The organism is Acidisphaera sp. L21 (genome assembly GCF_009765685.1).
Taxonomy (GTDB): Bacteria; Pseudomonadota; Alphaproteobacteria; order Acetobacterales; family Acetobacteraceae; genus LMUY01.
Genome location: NZ_LMUY01000023.1, coordinates 38,982 through 58,027, shown reverse-complemented (window position 1 = coordinate 58,027; position 19,046 = coordinate 38,982). Strand labels below are relative to the sequence as shown.

At 66.1% G+C, this 19,046-nt stretch carries 16 protein-coding genes, 1 tRNA gene and 1 pseudogene; 4 read left to right on the top strand and 14 right to left on the bottom strand.

Annotated features, from left to right (window positions below; genetic code table 11):
- Both GSQ76_RS06520 and GSQ76_RS06515 read right to left on the bottom strand, forming a co-directional pair.
- Positions 1–1,976 (bottom strand): annotated as a pseudogene (locus GSQ76_RS06520) (hypothetical protein); the annotation flags it as partial.
- A gap of 314 nt (positions 1,977–2,290) precedes the next feature.
- Positions 2,291–2,366, bottom strand: a tRNA-Lys gene (locus tag GSQ76_RS06515).
- A 139-nt stretch (positions 2,367–2,505) separates the two neighbouring features.
- Between GSQ76_RS06515 and GSQ76_RS06510 the strand changes: the two genes are divergently transcribed.
- Positions 2,506–3,498 carry a TRAP transporter substrate-binding protein gene (locus GSQ76_RS06510; protein ID WP_158743105.1) on the top strand — a complete coding sequence of 331 codons (993 nt, stop codon included), beginning with the start codon at positions 2,506–2,508 and terminating at the stop codon, positions 3,496–3,498.
- 49 nt (positions 3,499–3,547) lie between these two features.
- Positions 3,548–5,047: an ABC transporter substrate-binding protein gene (locus GSQ76_RS06505; protein WP_158743104.1), complete on the top strand. Its 1,500-nt coding sequence runs from the start codon at positions 3,548–3,550 to the stop codon at positions 5,045–5,047.
- Here the strand turns inward: GSQ76_RS06505 and GSQ76_RS06500 are convergent.
- The 7 genes from GSQ76_RS06500 to GSQ76_RS06470 all read right to left on the bottom strand — a co-directional run bounded on the left by GSQ76_RS06500 (position 5,037) and on the right by GSQ76_RS06470 (position 12,380).
- Complete coding sequence (locus GSQ76_RS06500; RefSeq protein WP_158743103.1) at positions 5,037–6,191, bottom strand: AGE family epimerase/isomerase; 1,155 nt, start codon at positions 6,189–6,191, stop codon at positions 5,037–5,039. The genes GSQ76_RS06505 and GSQ76_RS06500 overlap by 11 nt on opposite strands.
- On the bottom strand, positions 6,188–7,633 hold the full coding sequence (gene rfaE1, locus GSQ76_RS06495) for a D-glycero-beta-D-manno-heptose-7-phosphate kinase (RefSeq protein ID WP_158743102.1): 1,446 nt from the start codon (positions 7,631–7,633) through the stop codon (positions 6,188–6,190). The genes GSQ76_RS06500 and rfaE1 overlap by 4 nt, the downstream gene beginning before the upstream one ends.
- A 9-nt stretch (positions 7,634–7,642) precedes the next feature.
- Complete coding sequence (locus GSQ76_RS06490) at positions 7,643–8,383, bottom strand: ABC transporter permease (protein WP_158743101.1); 741 nt, start codon at positions 8,381–8,383, stop codon at positions 7,643–7,645.
- A gap of 208 nt (positions 8,384–8,591) precedes the next feature.
- On the bottom strand, positions 8,592–9,374 hold the full coding sequence (locus tag GSQ76_RS06485) for an ABC transporter permease (RefSeq protein WP_158743100.1): 783 nt from the start codon (positions 9,372–9,374) through the stop codon (positions 8,592–8,594).
- A 33-nt stretch (positions 9,375–9,407) separates the two neighbouring features.
- Positions 9,408–10,235 (bottom strand): ABC transporter permease, encoded by an 828-nt coding sequence (locus GSQ76_RS06480; protein ID WP_158743099.1) that lies wholly within the window; start codon positions 10,233–10,235, stop codon positions 9,408–9,410.
- 10 nt (positions 10,236–10,245) lie between these two features.
- A complete protein-coding gene (locus GSQ76_RS06475) occupies positions 10,246–11,301 on the bottom strand; it encodes an ABC transporter substrate-binding protein (RefSeq protein WP_158743098.1) in 1,056 nt (351 codons plus the stop codon).
- Positions 11,298–12,380, bottom strand: coding sequence for an ABC transporter ATP-binding protein (locus GSQ76_RS06470; protein ID WP_158743097.1), 1,083 nt, complete (start codon positions 12,378–12,380; stop codon positions 11,298–11,300). Before GSQ76_RS06470 ends, GSQ76_RS06475 begins: the two co-directional genes overlap by 4 nt.
- Before the next feature lie 82 nt (positions 12,381–12,462).
- Here GSQ76_RS06470 and GSQ76_RS06465 point away from each other — a divergent pair, with 82 nt between their 5' ends.
- Positions 12,463–13,773 carry an NtaA/DmoA family FMN-dependent monooxygenase gene (locus GSQ76_RS06465; protein WP_158743096.1) on the top strand — a complete coding sequence of 437 codons (1,311 nt, stop codon included), beginning with the start codon at positions 12,463–12,465 and terminating at the stop codon, positions 13,771–13,773.
- 7 nt (positions 13,774–13,780) lie between these two features.
- On the opposite strand, the gene GSQ76_RS06460 is transcribed toward GSQ76_RS06465, so the two are convergent.
- Entirely contained in the window at positions 13,781–14,689 is a 909-nt protein-coding gene (locus GSQ76_RS06460) for a DUF3445 domain-containing protein (RefSeq protein WP_254070274.1), read from the bottom strand.
- Positions 14,690–14,791: 102 nt separating this feature from the next.
- Here GSQ76_RS06460 and GSQ76_RS06455 point away from each other — a divergent pair, with 102 nt between their 5' ends.
- The gene (locus GSQ76_RS06455; RefSeq protein ID WP_158743095.1) at positions 14,792–15,088 is read left to right on the top strand and encodes a hypothetical protein; all 297 of its coding nucleotides are present in this window, start codon (positions 14,792–14,794) and stop codon (positions 15,086–15,088) included.
- Here the strand turns inward: GSQ76_RS06455 and GSQ76_RS06450 are convergent.
- From GSQ76_RS06450 to GSQ76_RS06435, 4 genes are all read right to left on the bottom strand, one after another.
- The gene (locus tag GSQ76_RS06450; RefSeq protein WP_158743094.1) at positions 15,085–16,689 is read right to left on the bottom strand and encodes a DHA2 family efflux MFS transporter permease subunit; all 1,605 of its coding nucleotides are present in this window, start codon (positions 16,687–16,689) and stop codon (positions 15,085–15,087) included. The two genes, GSQ76_RS06455 and GSQ76_RS06450, sit on opposite strands and share 4 nt — an antisense overlap.
- Before the next feature lie 8 nt (positions 16,690–16,697).
- On the bottom strand, positions 16,698–17,798 hold the full coding sequence (locus tag GSQ76_RS06445) for an HlyD family secretion protein (RefSeq protein ID WP_158743093.1): 1,101 nt from the start codon (positions 17,796–17,798) through the stop codon (positions 16,698–16,700).
- Entirely contained in the window at positions 17,798–18,253 is a 456-nt protein-coding gene (locus GSQ76_RS06440) for a MarR family winged helix-turn-helix transcriptional regulator (RefSeq protein ID WP_254070273.1), read from the bottom strand. Before GSQ76_RS06440 ends, GSQ76_RS06445 begins: the two co-directional genes overlap by 1 nt.
- A gap of 119 nt (positions 18,254–18,372) precedes the next feature.
- Entirely contained in the window at positions 18,373–18,954 is a 582-nt protein-coding gene (locus GSQ76_RS06435) for a hypothetical protein (RefSeq protein ID WP_158743092.1), read from the bottom strand.
- Positions 18,955–19,046: the final 92 nt, after the last annotated feature.

Genomic DNA, 19,046 nt, shown 5'->3' with positions numbered 1-19,046 from the left:
TGCGTCGCGCTCCCGCCCGGGGCCGCCCCGGCACTGCCGATCAGCGGGCCGCTGATGCGTCCATTCGATCCATTGGCCAGGCCGCCGCTGGAAGGCGCGCCAGCCGCACTGACGCCGCCACCCGGGGCACCGCCCTGGCCACCGAAGCTGGTGAACGAACTCCCCGATGCCGGGGTAATGCCGGATGCGGCGGAACCCGCGCCGCCACCGCCGCCAACAGGGTCGCTGTTGTAGATGTTGACGCTGGAGGTTTGCCCAGCCTGGCCACCGCCCGTGCCCGCCGCACCCGGGGTTGCCCCGACCGCATTGCCGCCCGCCCCGGTAAAGAACCCGCCGCCGCCGCCGCCGGCCGCGATGGTGGCGCAGGCTGCGTCACCACCATTGCCGCCGGGATAGGCAACAAGATCGTAGGTGACGCTGGTGGTTGGGCCGAAACTGGTGGCCGTGCCGCTGATGCCATGGCCGCCGCCCTGCCCGACGACGATCGGGATCGTGCCGGATGGCAGAGACGCGGCGACGAAATCCGCCTTCACATGGGTGCCGCCGCCGCCGCCGCCGCCGCCCGGCGCCGCCGTGCCCGAGGCGCAGGCGGCCCCGTTGCCACCATTACCGCCGGGGCCCACGGCCTCCACCCGCAGCACCACCGTCTGTGGCTCCAGGGTGAGGGAGTAGGAGCCGGGCGCGGTGTACATTGTCACCAACGGCAGATTACCGCAGCGCTGCACCGCGCCGGGCGCCAGGGTGTAAAGATCCGATACGCCGGGCAGCAATTTTAAGCCGCATGCCTGCACCATGTTGCCCGTGCCGGGATTGATCGCGTAGGGGACGCCGCCGGCGCTGCTCCAATTGTTGAGGCTGCCATTGGCCAAATACAGGGCGTTGCCTGTCCCCAGAAGCTCGACCGCGGATCGGTCGGTGTTCTGGATGTCGTAGCCCTGGACACGGATGAAATTGTTGCTGCCGGTGATTTCGATGCCGGAGCTTCCGGTCAGCCGGCCACCCGGGCCACCATTGGCGGTGCTGATCGCGGAACCGCTGGTCGTGAGGCTGGTGATGATGCCGGTGGTGTTATCGGCCTCCACGAAGATCGGGTAGACGGTGGTGTCCGCGTCCAGCCCAGTGATCTTGAATTTGCTGGTCGATTTGGCGGCGGTACCATTTACGAAATGCACCGCCGAGCGGTGGGCGTAGACGAAGATGTCCGAAAACTCGGGGTTGTCATCGCGCTCGGACAAGATGCCGTCGGCGTTCAGATTGGTGTAGTTGTAGACGTTGTTGTTCTGCTGCCAGTCCGGCCAAAGGTGGACGTTGTGCACGTGCATCACGTCGGCCGCGTTCTTGATGTCGATGGCGAACTGGAAGACCTGGCCGAAGATGCCGTCGATGACCACCTGGCCGCTGTTCAACTGCATGCCCTGCGTGATGTTGTACAGCAGCAGATTGCGGAACGCCGTTTTGGCGTTGGCGGTGTCGGTGGTGAAGATGGGGCCGTATGCCGTAGGCGCCCAGGGCGTGCCGTTGGTCGCGCTGGGGGTCGGCTGGTCTTCGGTGAAGGCAATATCGGCCCAGGTGAACCCGGCATGGCCCAGTGCGAACGGCACGAACCCGATGGCGCCGATATGAAACACCGTGCCGCTGGCAATGTTGTGGTAGTCCCACCCATCGCCGATGACTGGCACACCCGACGCCGGCAACACCACAGCAGACAATATATTGTACGTGCCCGCGGCAAAATGTGCCCGCTGCCCGGCCGCTGTGGCGGCTGCCAGCGTGGCCGCGATGCAGGGGGCTGCGTCTGCCGTGGTGTTTACTACATTGCTGCAGAACGGGCGGCTGTTGACCTCCACAGCAGCGAGGGTAGCCCCATCTGCGACCTGGCCTGGGAGGGCGCCGACGGCATAGGGGCCCAATTGCGCACGGCCGGCTATGGGGATGAGTAGCAGGGACGCGCCATAGGCTAGGCAGCGCCAGCTCATAGGATAGTCCTTTTGGTTGGATGCATCGGTGGCTCCGGAAAGGGCACTTCATCGCGCGTGGCCTGCTTCGCAGCGCCGCGGTGCCGGCGTTCGGCCGGGCTATGTCGCGATATTAGGAAGTGCCTTATTAATAGGCCGCGCGAGACTATCGGTCGGTGGCGAGCATGGTCAAGGATATCGCGGCAGGAGGGGAGCTGGTTTGCCCATTGGCGAGCGCGAGGCCAGGCGCTTGCGCGGGCGGAGCGGCCCGGAGATAGAGAGGGTGGAAAGTACCCGTCCACCAGCCGCTACGTTCATGAGTGCCTGAAGAGGCATGGTGGGTGATGTTGGGTTCGAACCAACGACCCGCTGATTAAGAGTCAGCTGCTCTACCAACTGAGCTAATCACCCGACGGGCGCTGTATAGGCATCCGTGGCGGCAAAGGAAAGCCCCTTTTCACGGTTTGGCGCTTGCATGCCTCCCTTGCACATGGGGCATCGCCCGTGTTTTCTCCGCCTCGGCACTGCCGGACCGTAATGGAGGATGTCCATGCCGCATGATCCTTGGATGGGCCGCCGGGCCATGGTTTTGGCAGGGGGTGCGGCGCTGGTGGCGTTGCCGATACGCCGGGCCTTGGCGGAGGGCGCCACCTGGACCGCCGCCACCGAGTATCCGGCGACCGCCATGCCGGGCGTTGGGCTGGCCAGCCTGGCACGGTTTCTGGCGGCCAGCAGTGGCGGGCGCATCGTGGTGCAACCGGGGTATGACGCGCCGGGCGGATTGCGCTCGGCCACCATTCCGGCGGCGGTGCAGGGCGGGACGCTGGTGGTAGGGGATGCTTTTGCCGGGGCGTTGGATGGGCTGGACCCGGTATTCCAATTGTCTTCCCTGCCCTTCGGCGCCACCAACGCGGCGGAGGCGCGGCGGCTATATGATGCGGCACGGCCCCAATATGCCTCGGTCTTTGCGGCCCGGGGGCAGCGTCTGCTGTATGCGACGCCTTGGCCGCCCAGCGGGATCTGGTGCCGCAATCCGGTTCGCACGGCGGCGGACCTGAAGGGCCTGGCCATTCGCACCTATGATTCCGCCAGCACGTCGGTGTTTGCCGGGGCGGGGGCGGCGCCGGTGCAGCTGTCGTTCGCAGATGCGATGACGCGGTTGAAGGACGGCAGCCTGGCCGCCGTTTTGTCCAGCGGGGATGGCGGCGCCGGGCGGCGGCTTTGGGACGAACTGCCCCACTTCACCGCGATCGGCTACGCCATGCCGCTGTCCTTCACGACGGTGAATACCGCAACCTATCAGGCGCTGCGGCCCGATCTGCAGCAGGCGGTGGACCAGGCGGCAGCGCAGACCGAGGCCGCGCAGTGGGCCTTGCTGGGGGAGCGGGAGGCCGCGAACCAGACCGCCATGCGGGCACACGGGATGACGATCGACATGCCGGACGCCACGCTCGACTCCGATCTGCGCCAGGCGGCGGTCGAGACGGTCGCCGCCTGGGTGAAATTGGCCGGCCCAGACAAGGCGGCCGTATTGAAGCATTAGCTGGCAAGGCGATTGCTTGCCTCGGGCCTGATCTACGAAGGACATGCGCATGCGCCGTTGGCTTTTCCTGGCTGCCCTGTTGCTGCCGACCGCCGGGCACGCCGCCGGTACGTTGCGGTTTGGGCTGGATTTCGACCCCGATTTCCTCGATCCGGCCCGTAGCACCTCGTATATCGAGCGGGTGGTCGCGACCTCGATGTGCGACCAGCTGCTCGGGCTGAACGCGAAGCTGGAATACGAGCCGCAATTGGCAACGGCGTGGGAGTGGTCGGACGACCATCTGGCGCTGACGGTGCATCTGCGCGCCGGCGTGCAGTTCCAAGATGGCGCGCCGTTCGATGCGGAGGCGGTGAAGGCCAACCTCGAGCGGTATCGCAATGCGCCCTACAGCGCCCGGCGGTCTGAGTTGAAGCCGGTCATCGGGGAGGACGTCATTGATCCACTGACCATCCGCATCCGGCTGTCCGCGCCCTACGCGCCGCTGTTGTCGCTGCTGGCGAACCGGCCGGGGGAGATGCTTTCCCCGCGCATCCTGGTGCTGTCGCCGGACGCGATCGCCGCCCACATCGTCTGCGCCGGGCCGTTCTCGTTCGTGGAGCGGGTGGCGCAGGATCACATCACGCTGCAGCGCTTCCCGGGGTATTGGAACGCCGCCAATGTGAGCCTGGACCGGATCGAGTTTCGGATCATGACCGATTCGACGGTGCGGCTGGTAAATTTGCAGTCCGGCCAGTTGGACATTGCCAATCGCATGGCCCCGACCGACCTGCCCGCCGTGCTGGCCAACAAGCAATTGACGGTGGCGACGCAGCCGTCCATCGGATTCGAGATGTTGTCGTTCAACCTGGCGCGCGGCCCGCAGGCGGACACGCCGTTCGCGCATGACGTGCGGGTGCGTGAGGCGTTTGCCAAGGCGATCGACCGGGAGGGCATCAACCAGGCGGTGTTCGACGGCAAATTCGTGCCCAGCAACCAGACGGAGGCGCCCGGCAGCCATTGGTGGGACACGGCCCACCCGGTGCCGAAGCGCGACCTGGCGGGCGCGAAGGCGCTGCTGGCGGCGGCCGGCGTGCCTCATCCGAAGCTGACGCTGAGCGTGGTGAACAACCCGGTTGAAGTTCAGGTGGGCGAGGTCATCCAGTCCATGGTGAACGAGGCCGGGTTCGAAGTGGAGTTGCGCAAGGGCGAGTCGGTGTCGCAAACCGCGGCGGCGACCAATGGCGACTACCAGGCCAACATGGTGATCTGGAGCGGCCGGCCCGATCCGGATGGCAATATCTCGTCGTGGATGCGCTGCGGCGCGCCGTTGAACTGGACCGGCTGGTGCAGCCCGGCGTTGGATGCGGCGCTGGACAAGGGCGCGGCGGAGTCGACGGATGCCGGGCGGATGGCGGCGTATCACGAGGCGGAAAACCTGTGGATGGCACAGATCGCCTATATGCCACTGTACCATTTCACGTGGTTTTGGGGGCTCAGCAACAAGGTCGCAGGCTTTAACCCGCGGCCGGACGGGCTGTTCCGGCCGATTGGGGTTTCGATCAAGCCGTAGGCGGCGCGGCCAATCCCTCCAGCTCCGCGAATGCCATGAACAGGTGGTAAAGCGAGCTGGCGGGGATCTTGTCGGCGATGTTCTCGCCACCGACGGAGGCGAAGTGTTCCCGCCACATGCCGCGGGGGCTGTGGGCGAGGTGCTGGTCCATCAGGTGGTTCAGCCCGGTTTCGATGCGGGGGCTGGCGTCGGCGCCGTGGCGCAGCATGGCAGCGTGAGCCTTCAGCGCCTCGGTTTGTGGCCATAGGCGGGATGAAGCGTGGCGCACCGTGCCGTCCCGGTGCAGCACGTCCAGCACCGCGGCGCCGGTGGGATCGCGGCCGTAGGTTTCGGCAAAGCGGTAGAGTTGGTCGATCTCGGTTTGCAGCGATACACCGAATAGCTTGGCGTAGCGGTCCAGCAGCCAAGCCCATTCGTATTGATGGCCGGGTTCGACATGGGTGCCGGCCTCGGCTGGGGCGGGTTGCAGCAGGTCGTCGTAGAACTCGCCAAGCGTGCCGCTGGCCGGGTGGTGCAGGTGGCTGCGGAACAGGGCGACCAGTTCGTGCGCCAATTCGGCGAAATAGGAGTCGTGGCTGGCCTCGTATAGGGCGAGGGCGGCCTCCAGCAGGTGCATGTGCGGGTTTTGTTGGCGATGGCCCGGCTCCACGGGCAAGGCATTGTGGTAGCCGCCGCCGGGCACGGCCATGTTTGCGCGGATCCAGGCAATCGTCTGGCGCGCTTCGGCGAAGGGGGTGGGATCGCCAGTGGCGCGGGCGAACCAGGCGAGCGCGAACAGCACGAAGGCCAGGTCGTATAGATCGGCCGCCGGATCCAGCACGCCACCGCGCCGGCCCATGCAGCGCACCCAGGCACCATCCGCTCGTTTGCCGTTCGCGACGATGAAGCGATAGGCATCAGCGGCCAAATCCGCACCGGCGGGGAAGCCTAAAAGATGGGCATGGGAGAAGACGTAGATCTGGCGCGCCTGCACCCGCATGCGCTTGAACGGTACATCGGCCGGGATGCCCGCCAGAGTCATATGCTCGCGAAAGCCTAGGCCGGGCTCGTCGCGCCCGGTGGTAGACCAGACGGGCAGCGCGTCGTCGAACATCCAGGCGCGAAACCGGGCCTGCGCCTTGCGAGCGCCCGGTTGCAGCATCATTCGGGATCGACCTGCATCCGCTGGATCGTGGCGGTGGTGGATTGGCCCGGCACCAGTGTGGCCAGGAACACGCGGCCGCCGGCAGCCTGCACGATGTCGGCGCCAACCGTGGTCGCAATGGTGTAGTCGGCGCCCTTTACCAGCACGTCGGGTAGCAGGGTTTGGATCAGTTCGAACGGCGTCGGCTCGTCGAAGGCGACCACGCAGTCGACATAGACGATGGCAGCCATCACCTGGGCGCGGGAGTTCAGGTCGTTGACCGGGCGCTGCGGACCCTTGAGGCGGCTGACGCTGGGATCGGTGTTGAGGCCGACAACGAGGCGGTCGCACTCGGCGCGAGCAGCCTTTAGCAGGGCGATGTGGCCGGGGTGCAGGATGTCGAAGCAGCCATTGGTGAAGCCGACGCGCAGCCCCTGCCCCTTCCACCGGGCCACCATCGCCTGGGTTGCGGCCAGGGAGTGCAGGCCGAGCAGCGCATCGCTGGTAGCGGCGCTGTCGCTCTCCAACTCGTGCAGCACCTCGTTCACCGTCACGGTGGCGGTGCCCAGTTTGCTGACGACGACGCCGGCCGCCGCGTTGGCGATGTGCATGGACTGGCTGAGCGACATGCCGGAGGCGTGGGCCAGCGTCATGGCGGCGATGACGGTGTCGCCGGCACCGGACACGTCGAACACCTCGCGCGGTCGGGCACGGACGGCATTGGTGGGTCCGCCAGCCTCCACCAGCATCATGCCCCGTTCGGAACGCGTGGCCAGGATGGCGACAGCCTCCGCGTTGGCCAGCACGTGACGGGCTGCAGCCTCCACCGCGGCGTCGCTGTCGACCGGCATCTTGCTGGCGGCGGCCAGTTCTAGCGTGTTGGGGGTGATGCAGGTGGCGCCCCGGTAGCGGCTGAAATCGTCGGTCTTCGGGTCGACGAAAACCGGGATTCTGGCGGCGCGGGCGCGGTCGATGATAAGTTCGATGATCGCCGGGCTCAGCACGCCCTTGCCGTAATCGGACAGGATGACGGCGCTGGATAGGGGCAGCTGCTGCGCCACTACGGCAAGCAGATCCTGCTCCTCGCTGGGTTGCAGCGGCAGGCGGCTTTCCTCGTCGGCCCGGACCACCTGCTGTTGGGAGGCAACGAAGCGGGTCTTGCAGATGGTGGGGCGGAGCGCGGTGGGCACGAAGCAGGGGGTGATGCCGGGGATGTCGGTCGCAAGGCGGTGCATTGTGTCCGCCAGCGGATCGGCGCCGACCAGGCCGACCAGCAGCGCCCGGCCGCCGAGCGTGGCAATATTATGGGCGACGTTGCCGGCGCCGCCCAGCATCTCCTGCGTGCGGGTCAGGTGGATGACGGGGATCGGCGCCTCGGGCGAAATACGTTCGATCCGGCCGTGCTTGAACCGGTCCAGCATCAGGTCGCCGACGCACAGCACGGTGACGTGGCTGAAATTCATGCGGCGGGCCTAGACCCAAAAGGCCAGTCGCCCGCGAACGCGTGCGAACATCAGCCACGCCACGATCACTAGCGCGACGCTGAATACGAGGGCGCTGGTCCAGACCACGCCGCTGGGGGGGGTGCCGTAGAGCGGGCCGCGCACGATCTCCAGAATCACGTAGACGGGGTTGAGCGGCATGAAGCGCGCGCCCTCCCGGATCTGATCGACCTTCCAGACGATCGGGGTGGCGTAGAAGGCGATCTGCATGATGCTGCCGACGATTTGCGGGATATCGCGGAAACGCGCGCAGATGGCGCCGAGCAGCATGCAGGCGGCGACCCCGTCGACCAGCCAGACGAGCAGGCCCGGGATGGCCCATAGCGCATTCCAGCCCGGCCAGGTGTCGTAGATCGCGAAAACGAGCACCACGATGATGAGATTGTGCAGCAACAACAGGAAGTTGCGCGTCATCACTCGCCAGATATGCACACTGAATGGCATCCGCATCGAGCGGATCATGCCCTCCGCCTGGGTGAAGGTGGTGCAGGCGTCGGTTACGACGAGGGACATCGCGGTCCAGAAGACCAGCGATAGCGACAAATATGGCAGGTAGTCGTGCATGTCCTGGTCGAACAGGGTCGAGTAGACCAGGCCGAGCGCCGCCACCATGACGCCCGTCGACATCGTGACCCAGAACGGGCCGAGGATGGAGCCGCGGTAGCGGAGCTTGATATCTAGCCAGCTCAGCGTGGCGATGAGCTTCCACATGGAAGCCGCGCCTGCCATGTCGCGGCGCGCCAGCATCTGCCGGTAGCCGAACGCGGTGGGCGAGCCCAGGTCGCCGACGAGACTCAGATCCGATTCGCTCAGCGGTCTATCCCTTCGAAAGCAGGCCCTGCCGGGTCGGGGATGCCCCCAGGCAGGCTGCAACCCGGCAGGCAGATAGCTCAAGTTTCCGCGAAAGGCCAACCGGCGGTTAGGTTTGCTCCCGCCGGGCGCGCAGCCATAGGTCCAGGAACAGCAGCGCCGCGCTGAGTATCACCAGCAACACCGCGACGGCGGCCAGGGTTGGGTCGAGCTTGTCGTTGATACCGTCCCACATGCGGCGCGGCAGGGTGAAGACCCGGCGGCCGGCAATGAACAGCACGATGACCAGCTCGTCCCAGCTATGGACAAAGGCGAACAAGCCGCCGGACAGCATCGCCGGGCGCAGCAGCGGCAGCAAGACGCGGCGCATGGCGACGATGGGGCCGGCGCCGAGGGAGCGGGCCGCCTGCTCTAGCCTGGCGTCTACGCCGGACAGGCCGGTGGAGACGATGACGACCACATAGGGAATCGCGGTGACGGCATGGGCCAGGATGATGCCCAGCAGCGTGTCGAGCAGCCCGAGCTGGGCGTAGAAGCGATAGAGGCCCAGCGCGTAGACGATGGTGGGCACCACGATGGGGATCAGCATCAGCGCCTGGATCGCCTTGGCCCAGTGATCGCCCATTCGCCAGCAGCCGATGGCGCAAAGCGTGCCCAGGATCACGGCGATCCCCGCCGAGACGCAAGCGACCAGCAGGCTTTGTAGGATCGACGATTGCCAGTCCGCCGAATGCAGCAGGTTGGCGTAGTATTGCAGGCTGAGCGTGTGCAGCGGCAGGGAGAGGTACGGTTGATCGGTGAGCGAGACCGGCAGAACCACGGCCAGGGGCAGCAATAGGAACAGGATCACCGTCCAGGCGGTGCCGCGAATGCCACGGCCCGGTCCTTCCATCAGTAGGGTCCTTCCATCAGTAGGGCCCTTCCATCAGCGTGCGCCGGACAAGGCCCGCAGCCCGACGGCGCGGGACAGCAGGAAGAGCAGCAGGCCGATCGCCGCGATCAAGGCCGTCGCCAGCATCGTGCCGGTGCCCCATTGCAGCAATTCCTGGATCTGTAGGCTGATATACTCGGCCACCATCCGAACCCGGCCGCCGCCCAGCAGAACGGGCGTGACGTAGAAGCCCAGCGAGAAGATCAGCACCAACACGCCGGCCCCGATGACGCCGGGTAGGCTCAGTGGCAGGAAGACCCGGCGGAAGGCTTGGGCACGGCTTGCGCCCATGCCGCGGGCGGCGGCCATCAGCGCGGGGTCGAGGCCGCGCATGTGGCTGGCCATGGGGAGGATGGCGTAGGGCAGCATGGTGTGGATCATGCCGACGGACACGCCGAACTCGTTCCACATCAGCGGTAGGGGTGACTGGATGAGCCCGGCGCCCATCAGCACACTGTTCACCACCCCCTCCCGCCGCAGCAGCGTCACCCAGGCGAAGGAGCGGGCGAGCACGGACACCCATAGCGGCAGCAGCACGCCCACCAGCATCAGCCGCCGCACCGCCGGGCGCGCCTGGGTCATGCAATAGGCGACGACGTAGCCAAGCACGAGCGCGGCGGTCGCGGTGATGACGCAGATGCGCGCCGTGGTCGCCAGCACCCGCGCGATGGAGGGGCTGGTGACGAGCAGCGCGTAGTTCCCCAACCCCAACTCCGGATCGGTGACCGAGATCATCAGCACTTGCGACAGCGGCACCAGATAGGCCAGCACCAACAACAGCAGCGCGGGGATGGGGAACCAGCGGTAGGCGCCGGAGTTCATGCCGGTTGGCCTATGCGGACAGGAAATCCAGGAAGCGCTTGAAGGTCTTGCCGTGATTGTCGTGATACCAATCGGCGTTGATCAGCGACTGGACTGCGGCGTTCGAGGGATAACCCGGGTCGATCGAGCGCAGATCCTCCGGCACCAGCGGCGCGGCCTTCGGGTTGGCGGGGCCGTTGCCCAGCGCGGAGAGCAGCTTCACCTGGTTGGCCGGGTCCTGCATGGAGGCGATGGCCATCATGGCCTGCTTGCCCGCCGGGTTACCCTTCGGCACGACCCACAGGCCGGGTTGCAGCACGCCGCCGGTGAAGTTCCAGTCGATCTTGCTGTTCGGCTCGCGCTTCAGCAGCGTGGCGCGGGTGTGCCATAGCCAGCCCATCGACACCTCGCCGTCGCGTAGCAGGGATTGGCTCTGCGCACCCGTGTCCCAGGTGAGGATCGAGTCTTTGATGGTCTGGAACTTGGCGATCGCCCGATCCACGTCCATCGGATACAGCTTGTCGATGGGGACGCCGTCGGCCACTAGGGCCATTTCGATCATGGCCTGGCTGTCCTTGCGGATCATGCGCTTGCCGGGAATTTTCTTCAGGTCGAAGAAATCCGCCATGGTCGGCGTGCCCTTCACCCGGGTGGTGTCCCAGGCCATGACGCTGCTGAACATGTAGTTGCAGACACCGTATTCGTAGGCGAAAGCGGGCTCGACCTTCGATTTGTCCACGACGGTGTAGTCGATCGGGGCCAGCAGGTTGCGGGTGGCCAATTCGGCCAGCCCGGTGACGCCGCTGTCGCATAGATCCCAGGAGACGTTCTTCGCCTCCACCATCGCGCGGATCTTGCCGTTGGTCGGGCCGCTGCCGTCCAGCACGAGCTTGCCACCGGTGGAGGTTGCGTAGGGGCCGACGAAGGCGTCGTTGAACGCCTTCATCGCGTCGCCGCCCCAGTTGCACATCACCACCTCCGGCACGGCGGCGCGGACCAGGCTGGGGGCGAAGGACGCCGCTGCCACGCCGCCCAGCAGCCCGCGCCGGCCGAGCAGCCGAAGGTCGTCACCGAATTCCTGTGTCATGCCGTGTCCCCTTCACTATCGTCGATGATTACGCTGGCATCGGCGTCCCAGCCGATGCGGATCGCCTCACCCATGTGCGGCGGGGTGCGGCGCCAGGTGGGTAGCATCGCCTGCATGCGGCCCAACCCGTCCACATCCAACTGAACCAGCCAGGAATCGCCGCCATAACTGGCGGTCGCGATGGTGCCGGACACCTGGTTGGCCGGGCCGCCGGCACCCTCCAGCACCATCAGCTTTTCTGGGCGCAGAGACACCAGCACAGCGGGGCCTGGCGGTTTTCCTGCCTGGTGCAGACGGTGCCCACCGGCCATGTAGGTGAACCCGGCAGCATCCTGCGCCGCGACACGGCCCTGCCAGAAATTGCTGCGGCCGAGAAAGCCGGCGACGAAGCGGTTGGCCGGCCGCTCGTAGAGTTCGGCCGGGCTGCCGATTTGCACCAGGCGGCCGCCGCGCATGATGGCGACGTCATCGGACATCGCCAGCGCTTCCCCCTGGTCGTGGGTGACGAAGACGAAGGACAGCCCGACCCGGCCATGCAAGTCGCGCAATTCGTCCTGCATGCTGAGCCGCAGGGTCTTGTCCAAAGCGGAAAGTGGCTCGTCCAGCAGCAGCAGGTTGGGGCGGAACACCAGGGCGCGCGCCAGCGCCACGCGCTGTTGCTGTCCGCCGGAGAGTTGTTTCGGCATGCGGAAGGCCAGGTGGCCGAGTTGCACCAGGTCCAACGCGGCCTTCACCCGTTCGGTCGTTTCGGCCTTGCCGACGCGGCGGATCTGCAGGGGAAAGGCAACGTTCTCGGCCACGGTCAGATGGGGGAACAGGGCGTATCCCTGGAACACCATGCCGAAATTGCGCTTTTCAGGCGCCAAATGCCCAATCGGCGCGCCGTCCAGCGTCAGCGACCCGCTGTCGGGCTGCACGAAGCCGGCAATCGCCATCAGCAGCGTGGTCTTGCCCGACCCGCTCGGGCCTAACAGGGTGACGAAGCGACCGCCGCCGACGCGCAGCGATACGTCGTCCAACGCCGCGACGGTGCCGTAGCGTTTGCACAGACGATCGGCTTCTAATACGTGCGCGGTCATGGGCCGCGAACAAGCAAGCGTGATGCCACTGGTACAAAGCTTGCCTGCCCTGCCCCCGACGACAACAGGATGACACAGGCGCATGCCCAACCGTTTCCATCTCGGCTGGTTCTTCCAGGGCTCCAGCGCCCAGGCCTGGGGGGAGCCGTGGACAGGCGCGATCGGCAGGGACTGGATGGCGCCGGACCTGGTCGTCGACGTCGCGCGCGCGCTGGAACGCGCCTGCCTGGATTACATGTTGATCGAGGACTCGTCCTATGTCGGGGAAAGCTACGGCGCCTCCCGCGACATCTATTTGCGCAATGCGCTGGCGGTGCCACGGCAGGACCCATCGGTGGTCGCCACCATCCTGACGCAGGCGACGTCCCGCATCGGCATCGTGCCGACCTTCGCAACGTTCGCCTATCCGCCCTATCTGCTGGCGCGGCTGATGGCCACGTTGGACCAGGTATCGAATGGGCGAATCGGCTGGAATGCAGTCACCGGGTCATCGGACATAGCGGCACGCAATTTCGGCTTCGACGGGCTGCCGGAGCACGACACCCGGTACGACATGGCGGACGAGTATATGTCGGTCGTGAACGGGCTTTGGGGCTCGTGGGAGCCGGGTGCCATCGTCAATGACGAGGCGAACGGCGTGTTCGTCGACCCGGCCAAGGTGCATAGCATCGATTTCGAAGGGCAGCATTACCGCAGCCGGGGGCCACTGAACTCCGGCCCGGCGCCGCAGGGACGGCCGGTGATCGCGCAGGCGGGCGGATCGCCACGGGGGCGCCAATTCGCGGCGCGGTATGCCGACACCATCGTTGCGGCGGTGCGGGGGCCGGAGGCGATGAAGGCGTATCGCGACGATCTGCGGGCGCGGGCAAAGGCGCAGGGGCGCAACCCCGATGATTGCAAGGTGCTGTTCCTGGTAGCGCCCATCCTCGGCGAGACGGAGGAGGAGGCGCAGTTGAAGAAGCGCTATCGGGCGGAATGGGCGGTGCGCAAGATCGATACGCGGCTGGCGTTCTTCTCCAAGATCACCAACATCGATTTTGGCGCGATGGATCTGGACACGCCGATCGGCGAGTTGACCACCAACGGCCACCAGCAGAGCCTGGACGAGTTCAAGCGCCGGGCTGGCAATCGCACGCTGCGCCAGACGATGTCGGATTTCGAGAGCACGGTGCAGTCGGTGGAACTGGTCGGGACGCCCGATGCGGTGGCAGCGCAGATGGGCGAGGTGATGCAGCATGTGGGTGGCGACGGGTTCCTGTTCTCGCTCCCCAATGTCAGCCGGCGCAGCGTGGCGGAGATCGCGGATGGACTGGTGCCGGCGTTGCAGAAGCGTGGGTTGACGCGCACGGCGTATGCCCACGCGCAGTTCCGCGACAATCTGCTGGAGTTCTGAGCCCGGGCTACGCGACGTCCAGACAGCCGAGCAAGGCATCCCGGAAGACAGGGATGCTTTTGTAGCGGCCAAAATCCTCCGGCAGGGCGCGGATCGCGGCGGCGAGGTCCGCCGCGGCGCCGGGCACGGTGGTGACGCGGGCGATCGGGTAGCTGTGGACGTGGATCGCGAACAGCACGGAGCCGCTCTCGGGCAGGCGGATGAGGGTTTGCCGTTCGACCCGCAGGAACAGCCGCTCGGCCGCGTTGTCGATCGTGATGGATGGGTCGTGGCCGGTGCGGTGCTTGCCGCCGACCTGGAACAACGCCGGGTCGTCGACGACGCTCCAATTCACCCGCTCCGCCAGTTTGCCGGGACGCAGGGCGTTCATGAAGCGGTCGACGGCGGTGGAGAGGCGGTCGGCGTAGAGCGGGACCGGGCCGTGCACATCGGCCAGGGGGCGCCCGATCTTGTCCGCCAGGCGCCAGCGGCTTGGGGCGCAGAGGATGGCGGCGGCCAGCACCGGGGATGGCCCGGCGGTATCGATGATGCACAAATCTTCCTGCACCATGCGGCCGGCGAGTTCCAACGGGTCGACCGCCGGGTGGCCGACATTCCAGGCCTCCCCCGTCAGGTCGTTGTGCAGGGTAGTGCCGTCGCGGGTGAACCAGCTGGGGTAGCGGCGGGGTAGCAGGCTGGCGACGATGGCCAAAACCTCGGCACGGGCGGAGCCGGAGCCGGGTTCGGCGGCGAAAACGTCGGCGTGGCGTGTGGCCAGAAGGTCCCGGCGTTCGGCCATTTCGTCGGGGTAGCGCTCGTCGATCTCCAGCAACTCGTCGGGGTCGCGGCCCTGCAGGCCCATCGCCATGCGGAACGGCCCGGATGAGAACGGCAGGTAGAGATGTTCGGGCGGTAAAGGCGGCAGGTCGTCGGGCACGGGACATCCTGGAGAGCGGCGGCGCCAGTGTCATCCTGGTGGCGCGTCCCCGCAAGGACGGCTATTCTGGCCGAAGCGCCACGACGAGGAGAGATACGCGGAATGGCGGAGGTGCTGGGGTTAACGCCACGCCCGGTCGCGACCGGCGAGGATTCGTTATGGGCGGTGATCGCCTGGCTCGGCTCGCAACGGCGCGTGGCTGAGGTCTTCCCATCCCGCGCCCGCGCGCTTGCCGACCGAGATTGGCGGGAGCGAGAGGTCCAGGCCTACCGCACTGTGTTACTGGGCACGACGCATCCTGTGCCGCGGTATAGCGTGGCGCCGATCCGCCGGTCGGATTTGCCGAAGCGCTGGCGCCCCCTGCCCGCACTGGGATTTCTGCGGGGGCAATTCATCTAATCCATCGCGGCGTGCGCATCCGCCGGCAGCGCGAGCATACGGCTGGGGCGGCGCAGCAGCAGGAGCAGCAGCACAGAGGGCGCGGCGGCCATTAGCATCAGTTTGAAATCGTCGAGGTAGGCGATGATCGCGGCCTGGTGGTTGAGCATGCCATCCAGCATGACGGCGTTGCCGTTTGGCATGTTCAGCACCTGGCTGCTTACCATGCCGCCCGGCACGACGAGGGGCGCGATGCCGGGCGTGGGGTTCAGCATTTGCTGGACCATTCCGCCGCCCTGCAATGCGCGATCGAAGGGAGTGATGCGCCCGGCCAAATCTGCATGCACCGCCTGGATGTTGCGGGCCAGCATGGTGGAAGTAACGGAGACGCCGATGGCGCTGCCGACGTTGCGGAATAGGCTGAGCAAGGCGGTGCCGTCGGTTCGCACCGAACCCGGCAAGGTGGCGAAGGCCACGACCTGCAGCGGGATGAAGACGAAGCCCATGCCAGCGCCCTGGATGATGGTGTTGACCACGACGCTGGTTTGGGAGGCGTCGGGCGTCCACCCGGTCATCGTCCAGAGCGAATAGCAGATCAGCACGATGCCGAACGCCATCAGTTTACGCGGGTCGACGCGGCCGGACAGCCGGCCAGCCACCATCATCGCGCCCATGGTGCCGATGCCACGGGGGGCGAGCAGAAGGCCTGCGGCTTCGACCGGGTAATTGCCCAGCGTCTGCAGCCATGGCGCCAGCAGCGCGGATGTGGCGAGCAGCAACATGCCGACCGAGAACATGATGACGAAGCTGACGGTGAGATTGCGATCGCGAAACACGAGCGGCGAAATGAACGGCCGCTCCGCCGTGGCCATGTGGACCACGAATAGGTACAGCCCCAGCCCGGCGAGCACGCCCTCGATCACCACTTCGCGGGAACTGAACCAGTCCTTCGTCTCGCCACGGTCGAGCATCAGTTGCAAGCCGCCAATGCCGATCGCGAGGACGGCGAACCCGAGCCAGTCGAATTTCATGCCGGATTGCTGCTCGGTTCGCGGGAGGAACAGCGCCATGCCGATGACGGAGAGGACGCCGAATGGCAGGTTGACGTAGAATACCCAACGCCAGTTGTACAGCTCGGTCAGGTAGCCACCGAGGGTTGGGCCGAGGATGGGGCCGACCATGACGCCCATGCCCCAGATCGCCATGGCGGAGCCACGTTGCGCCGGGGGGTAGATGTCCAGCATGGTGGATTGCGACAGCGGGACCAAAGCTGCACCAAACACGCCTTGCAGCAGGCGGAACAGCACCATTTGCTCCAACGATTGCGCCACGCCGCACAGCATCGAGGCGATGGTGAACCCGACCAGGCAGGTCATGAACAGGTTCTTGCGGCCGAACCGCGCCGCCAGCCAGCCTACCGGCGCCGTCATGATCGCGGCGGCGACGATATAGGACGTCAGCACCCAGGTGATCTGGTCCGACGTCGCGGACAGGCTGCCTTGCATATAGGGCAAGGCTACGTTGGCGATGGTGGAATCCAGCGCCTGCATGAGCGTTGCCACCATCGCGCAGATGGTGATGAGCGTGCGGTTACGAACCGGCACATCGACGGCGGCGTCCATCGGAGCGGTTAGAAAAGATCGTGCAGCGTGCGTTTATGCCCGGTGTCGACGTCGACGATCACGCTCATGCCTGCACGCAGCGGCGGATCGCCGGGCTTGCGGTCCACCCGCACGCGCAACGGAATGCGCTGCACGACTTTCACCCAATTGCCCGACGAATTTTGCGCTGGAATAATGGAGAATTGAGAGCCGCTGCCGGCGGAAATGCTGTCGACCGTGCCGGTCCAGACGCGCCCGGGATAGGTGTCGATTGCGACCTGAACCGGATTGCCCGGCTGCACCCAGGTTAAATCGGTTTCCTTCGGATTGGCGTCGACCCAGACATGGTCGGTCGAGATCAACCCGAAGGCGGAAGTGCCGGCTGGAAGAAACATGCCGGGCTGCAAGGTGGAGACTTGGGTGACGATACCGTCGAATGGCGCGCGCACCACGGTGTCGGTCAATTGACGCTGCGCCTCATCCAGCTTGGCTTGGCCTTGGCGGTACATCGGCAAGGTGGTGACGTCGACCTGCGCATCGCCGTTCAGCCGGGCAAGCTGCACCTGCGCTGCCAGCGTGCTGGATTCGACGCTGCGTTGATTGGCGGCAAGCTTGTAGCGCGCATCATCGAAATTGGAGCGGGATAGATCGCCCTTCCCGACCAAGGCCGCGTAGCGATCGTAGGTCGCCTGATCCGCCTGCACTTGCGAGGATTTCACGGATGTGTCGCGCACCATTCGCTCGTAGTCGCGCTTCATCGATTCGAGCGTTAGCCGGGTTTGTTCCAGATCAGCCTTCGCGGCCTCCACCGCAATGCGGGTCTGGCGCGGATCCAGCCGGAACAGCACGTCGCCCTTATGAACCTCCTGCCCCTCCCGCACCGGGATGTCCAACACCAGGCCCGACACGTCGGTCGACAGCGCGACTTTGTCGGCGTTGGTGTAGGCGTTGTCGATCGACACGTAGCGGCCGCCTGTCAGCCAGGCGTAGGCTCCACCGATGGCGACGACGCCGACGCCGCCCAGCATCAGCACGATCCTGCTGAGCTTTCGGCGGCTGGTGCGGTGACGGATGGCGTTGCCAGCCTGCTCCCTGGGCAGGCTGGTGGGGATGGACGATGCTTGGGACATCAGGCGACCTCTTTCGTGTCGGCGCGCCGTTCGGCGCTTAGGATCGATTTCATCGTGAGTAGGGTGTCGACGAACCTTGCCTGGGACGCCGCCGGCATTCCCTGCGTAAGTGCAGCGGACATCGCGGCGCAATTGGATTGAATGTCGTGCAGCACCGGGGTCGTGGCCGGCGTGAGGTGCAGGCGCCAGATCCGCCGGTCATTGCCGTCGGCCCGGCGCTCGACCATGCCGCGCGCCTCCAACCGGTCGACCAGCCGGGCGACGGTGATCGGCTCGACTTCCAGGATCTCAGCAAGCTCGCGTTGCGAGAGGCCGGGCTCGCGCGCGAGCCACAGCAGAATACCCCATTGCGCCCTGGTCATCCCATGCACCTTGGCACGACGGTCGGCCTCGATCCTCAGAAGGCGGCCAACGTCGTTGAGAAGAAACAAGAGGTCGCGGCTGTAATCGATCACCGCCGCATTATGATAAGCAGCGTTACGATTAGACAGGCAAAGAGCGCAGGTTACACCTGCGCGCGACGCATGCCGCGGCGCGCGCGATGGCGGACTTGCGTCCGCCGCTTGCTTTGCGTTTAGCGTTTAGTCGTTTTTGCCTTAGTGGTATTCAGCCACCACTTTACGGGCTGCGGCTCCTTGACGCGGGCAGTCGACACACGCGGAGTCTTCGGCTTGGCAACGCGCGGCGTGCGCTTCGGACGTTCCTTTGGCTGTGGCGCTTCCAATAGGTCCGGCACATATGCGGTGGGCTGGAGCACGAGTTGCTCGGAAACGTGCTCGCGCGCATGGAGAGCGGTTTGCAATGCTGTCTCCGCCTGCTCCCGCGCAGTACGCTCGGTCGCCAGCGTTTCCTGCGCCGCTATTTCGATATGCGCGAGTTTGGTTTCCAGCGCGTGGATCTGCGCCAAGCTGGCGTTCACCGACTGATCGGCCCGGGCGCGGGCCGCCTGCTCCGTCTCCAACGCGGATTCCAGCGTGGTGATGCGGGCGCGTAGGGTGGTGGAGCTGTCGCTGTCGCGGTTTCCAGGGCTGAGGTGAATCACTGGCACCTCGCCATCCTGCACGAACCGGTGCCGCTGCTTGTTTGCGGTGGGGGAGGTCGGCTGGGACCGGATTTGGGGGCGTCCACGCCCCGTCAGCCCCAGTGTTTCACGCATATGAAGCTCATCGACATCCAGATTACTGTCGAGGCTGAGTTGTTGATTAGATTGTCCGATTTTCGAGTAGTCCCGGTCTGACACTATGGTGC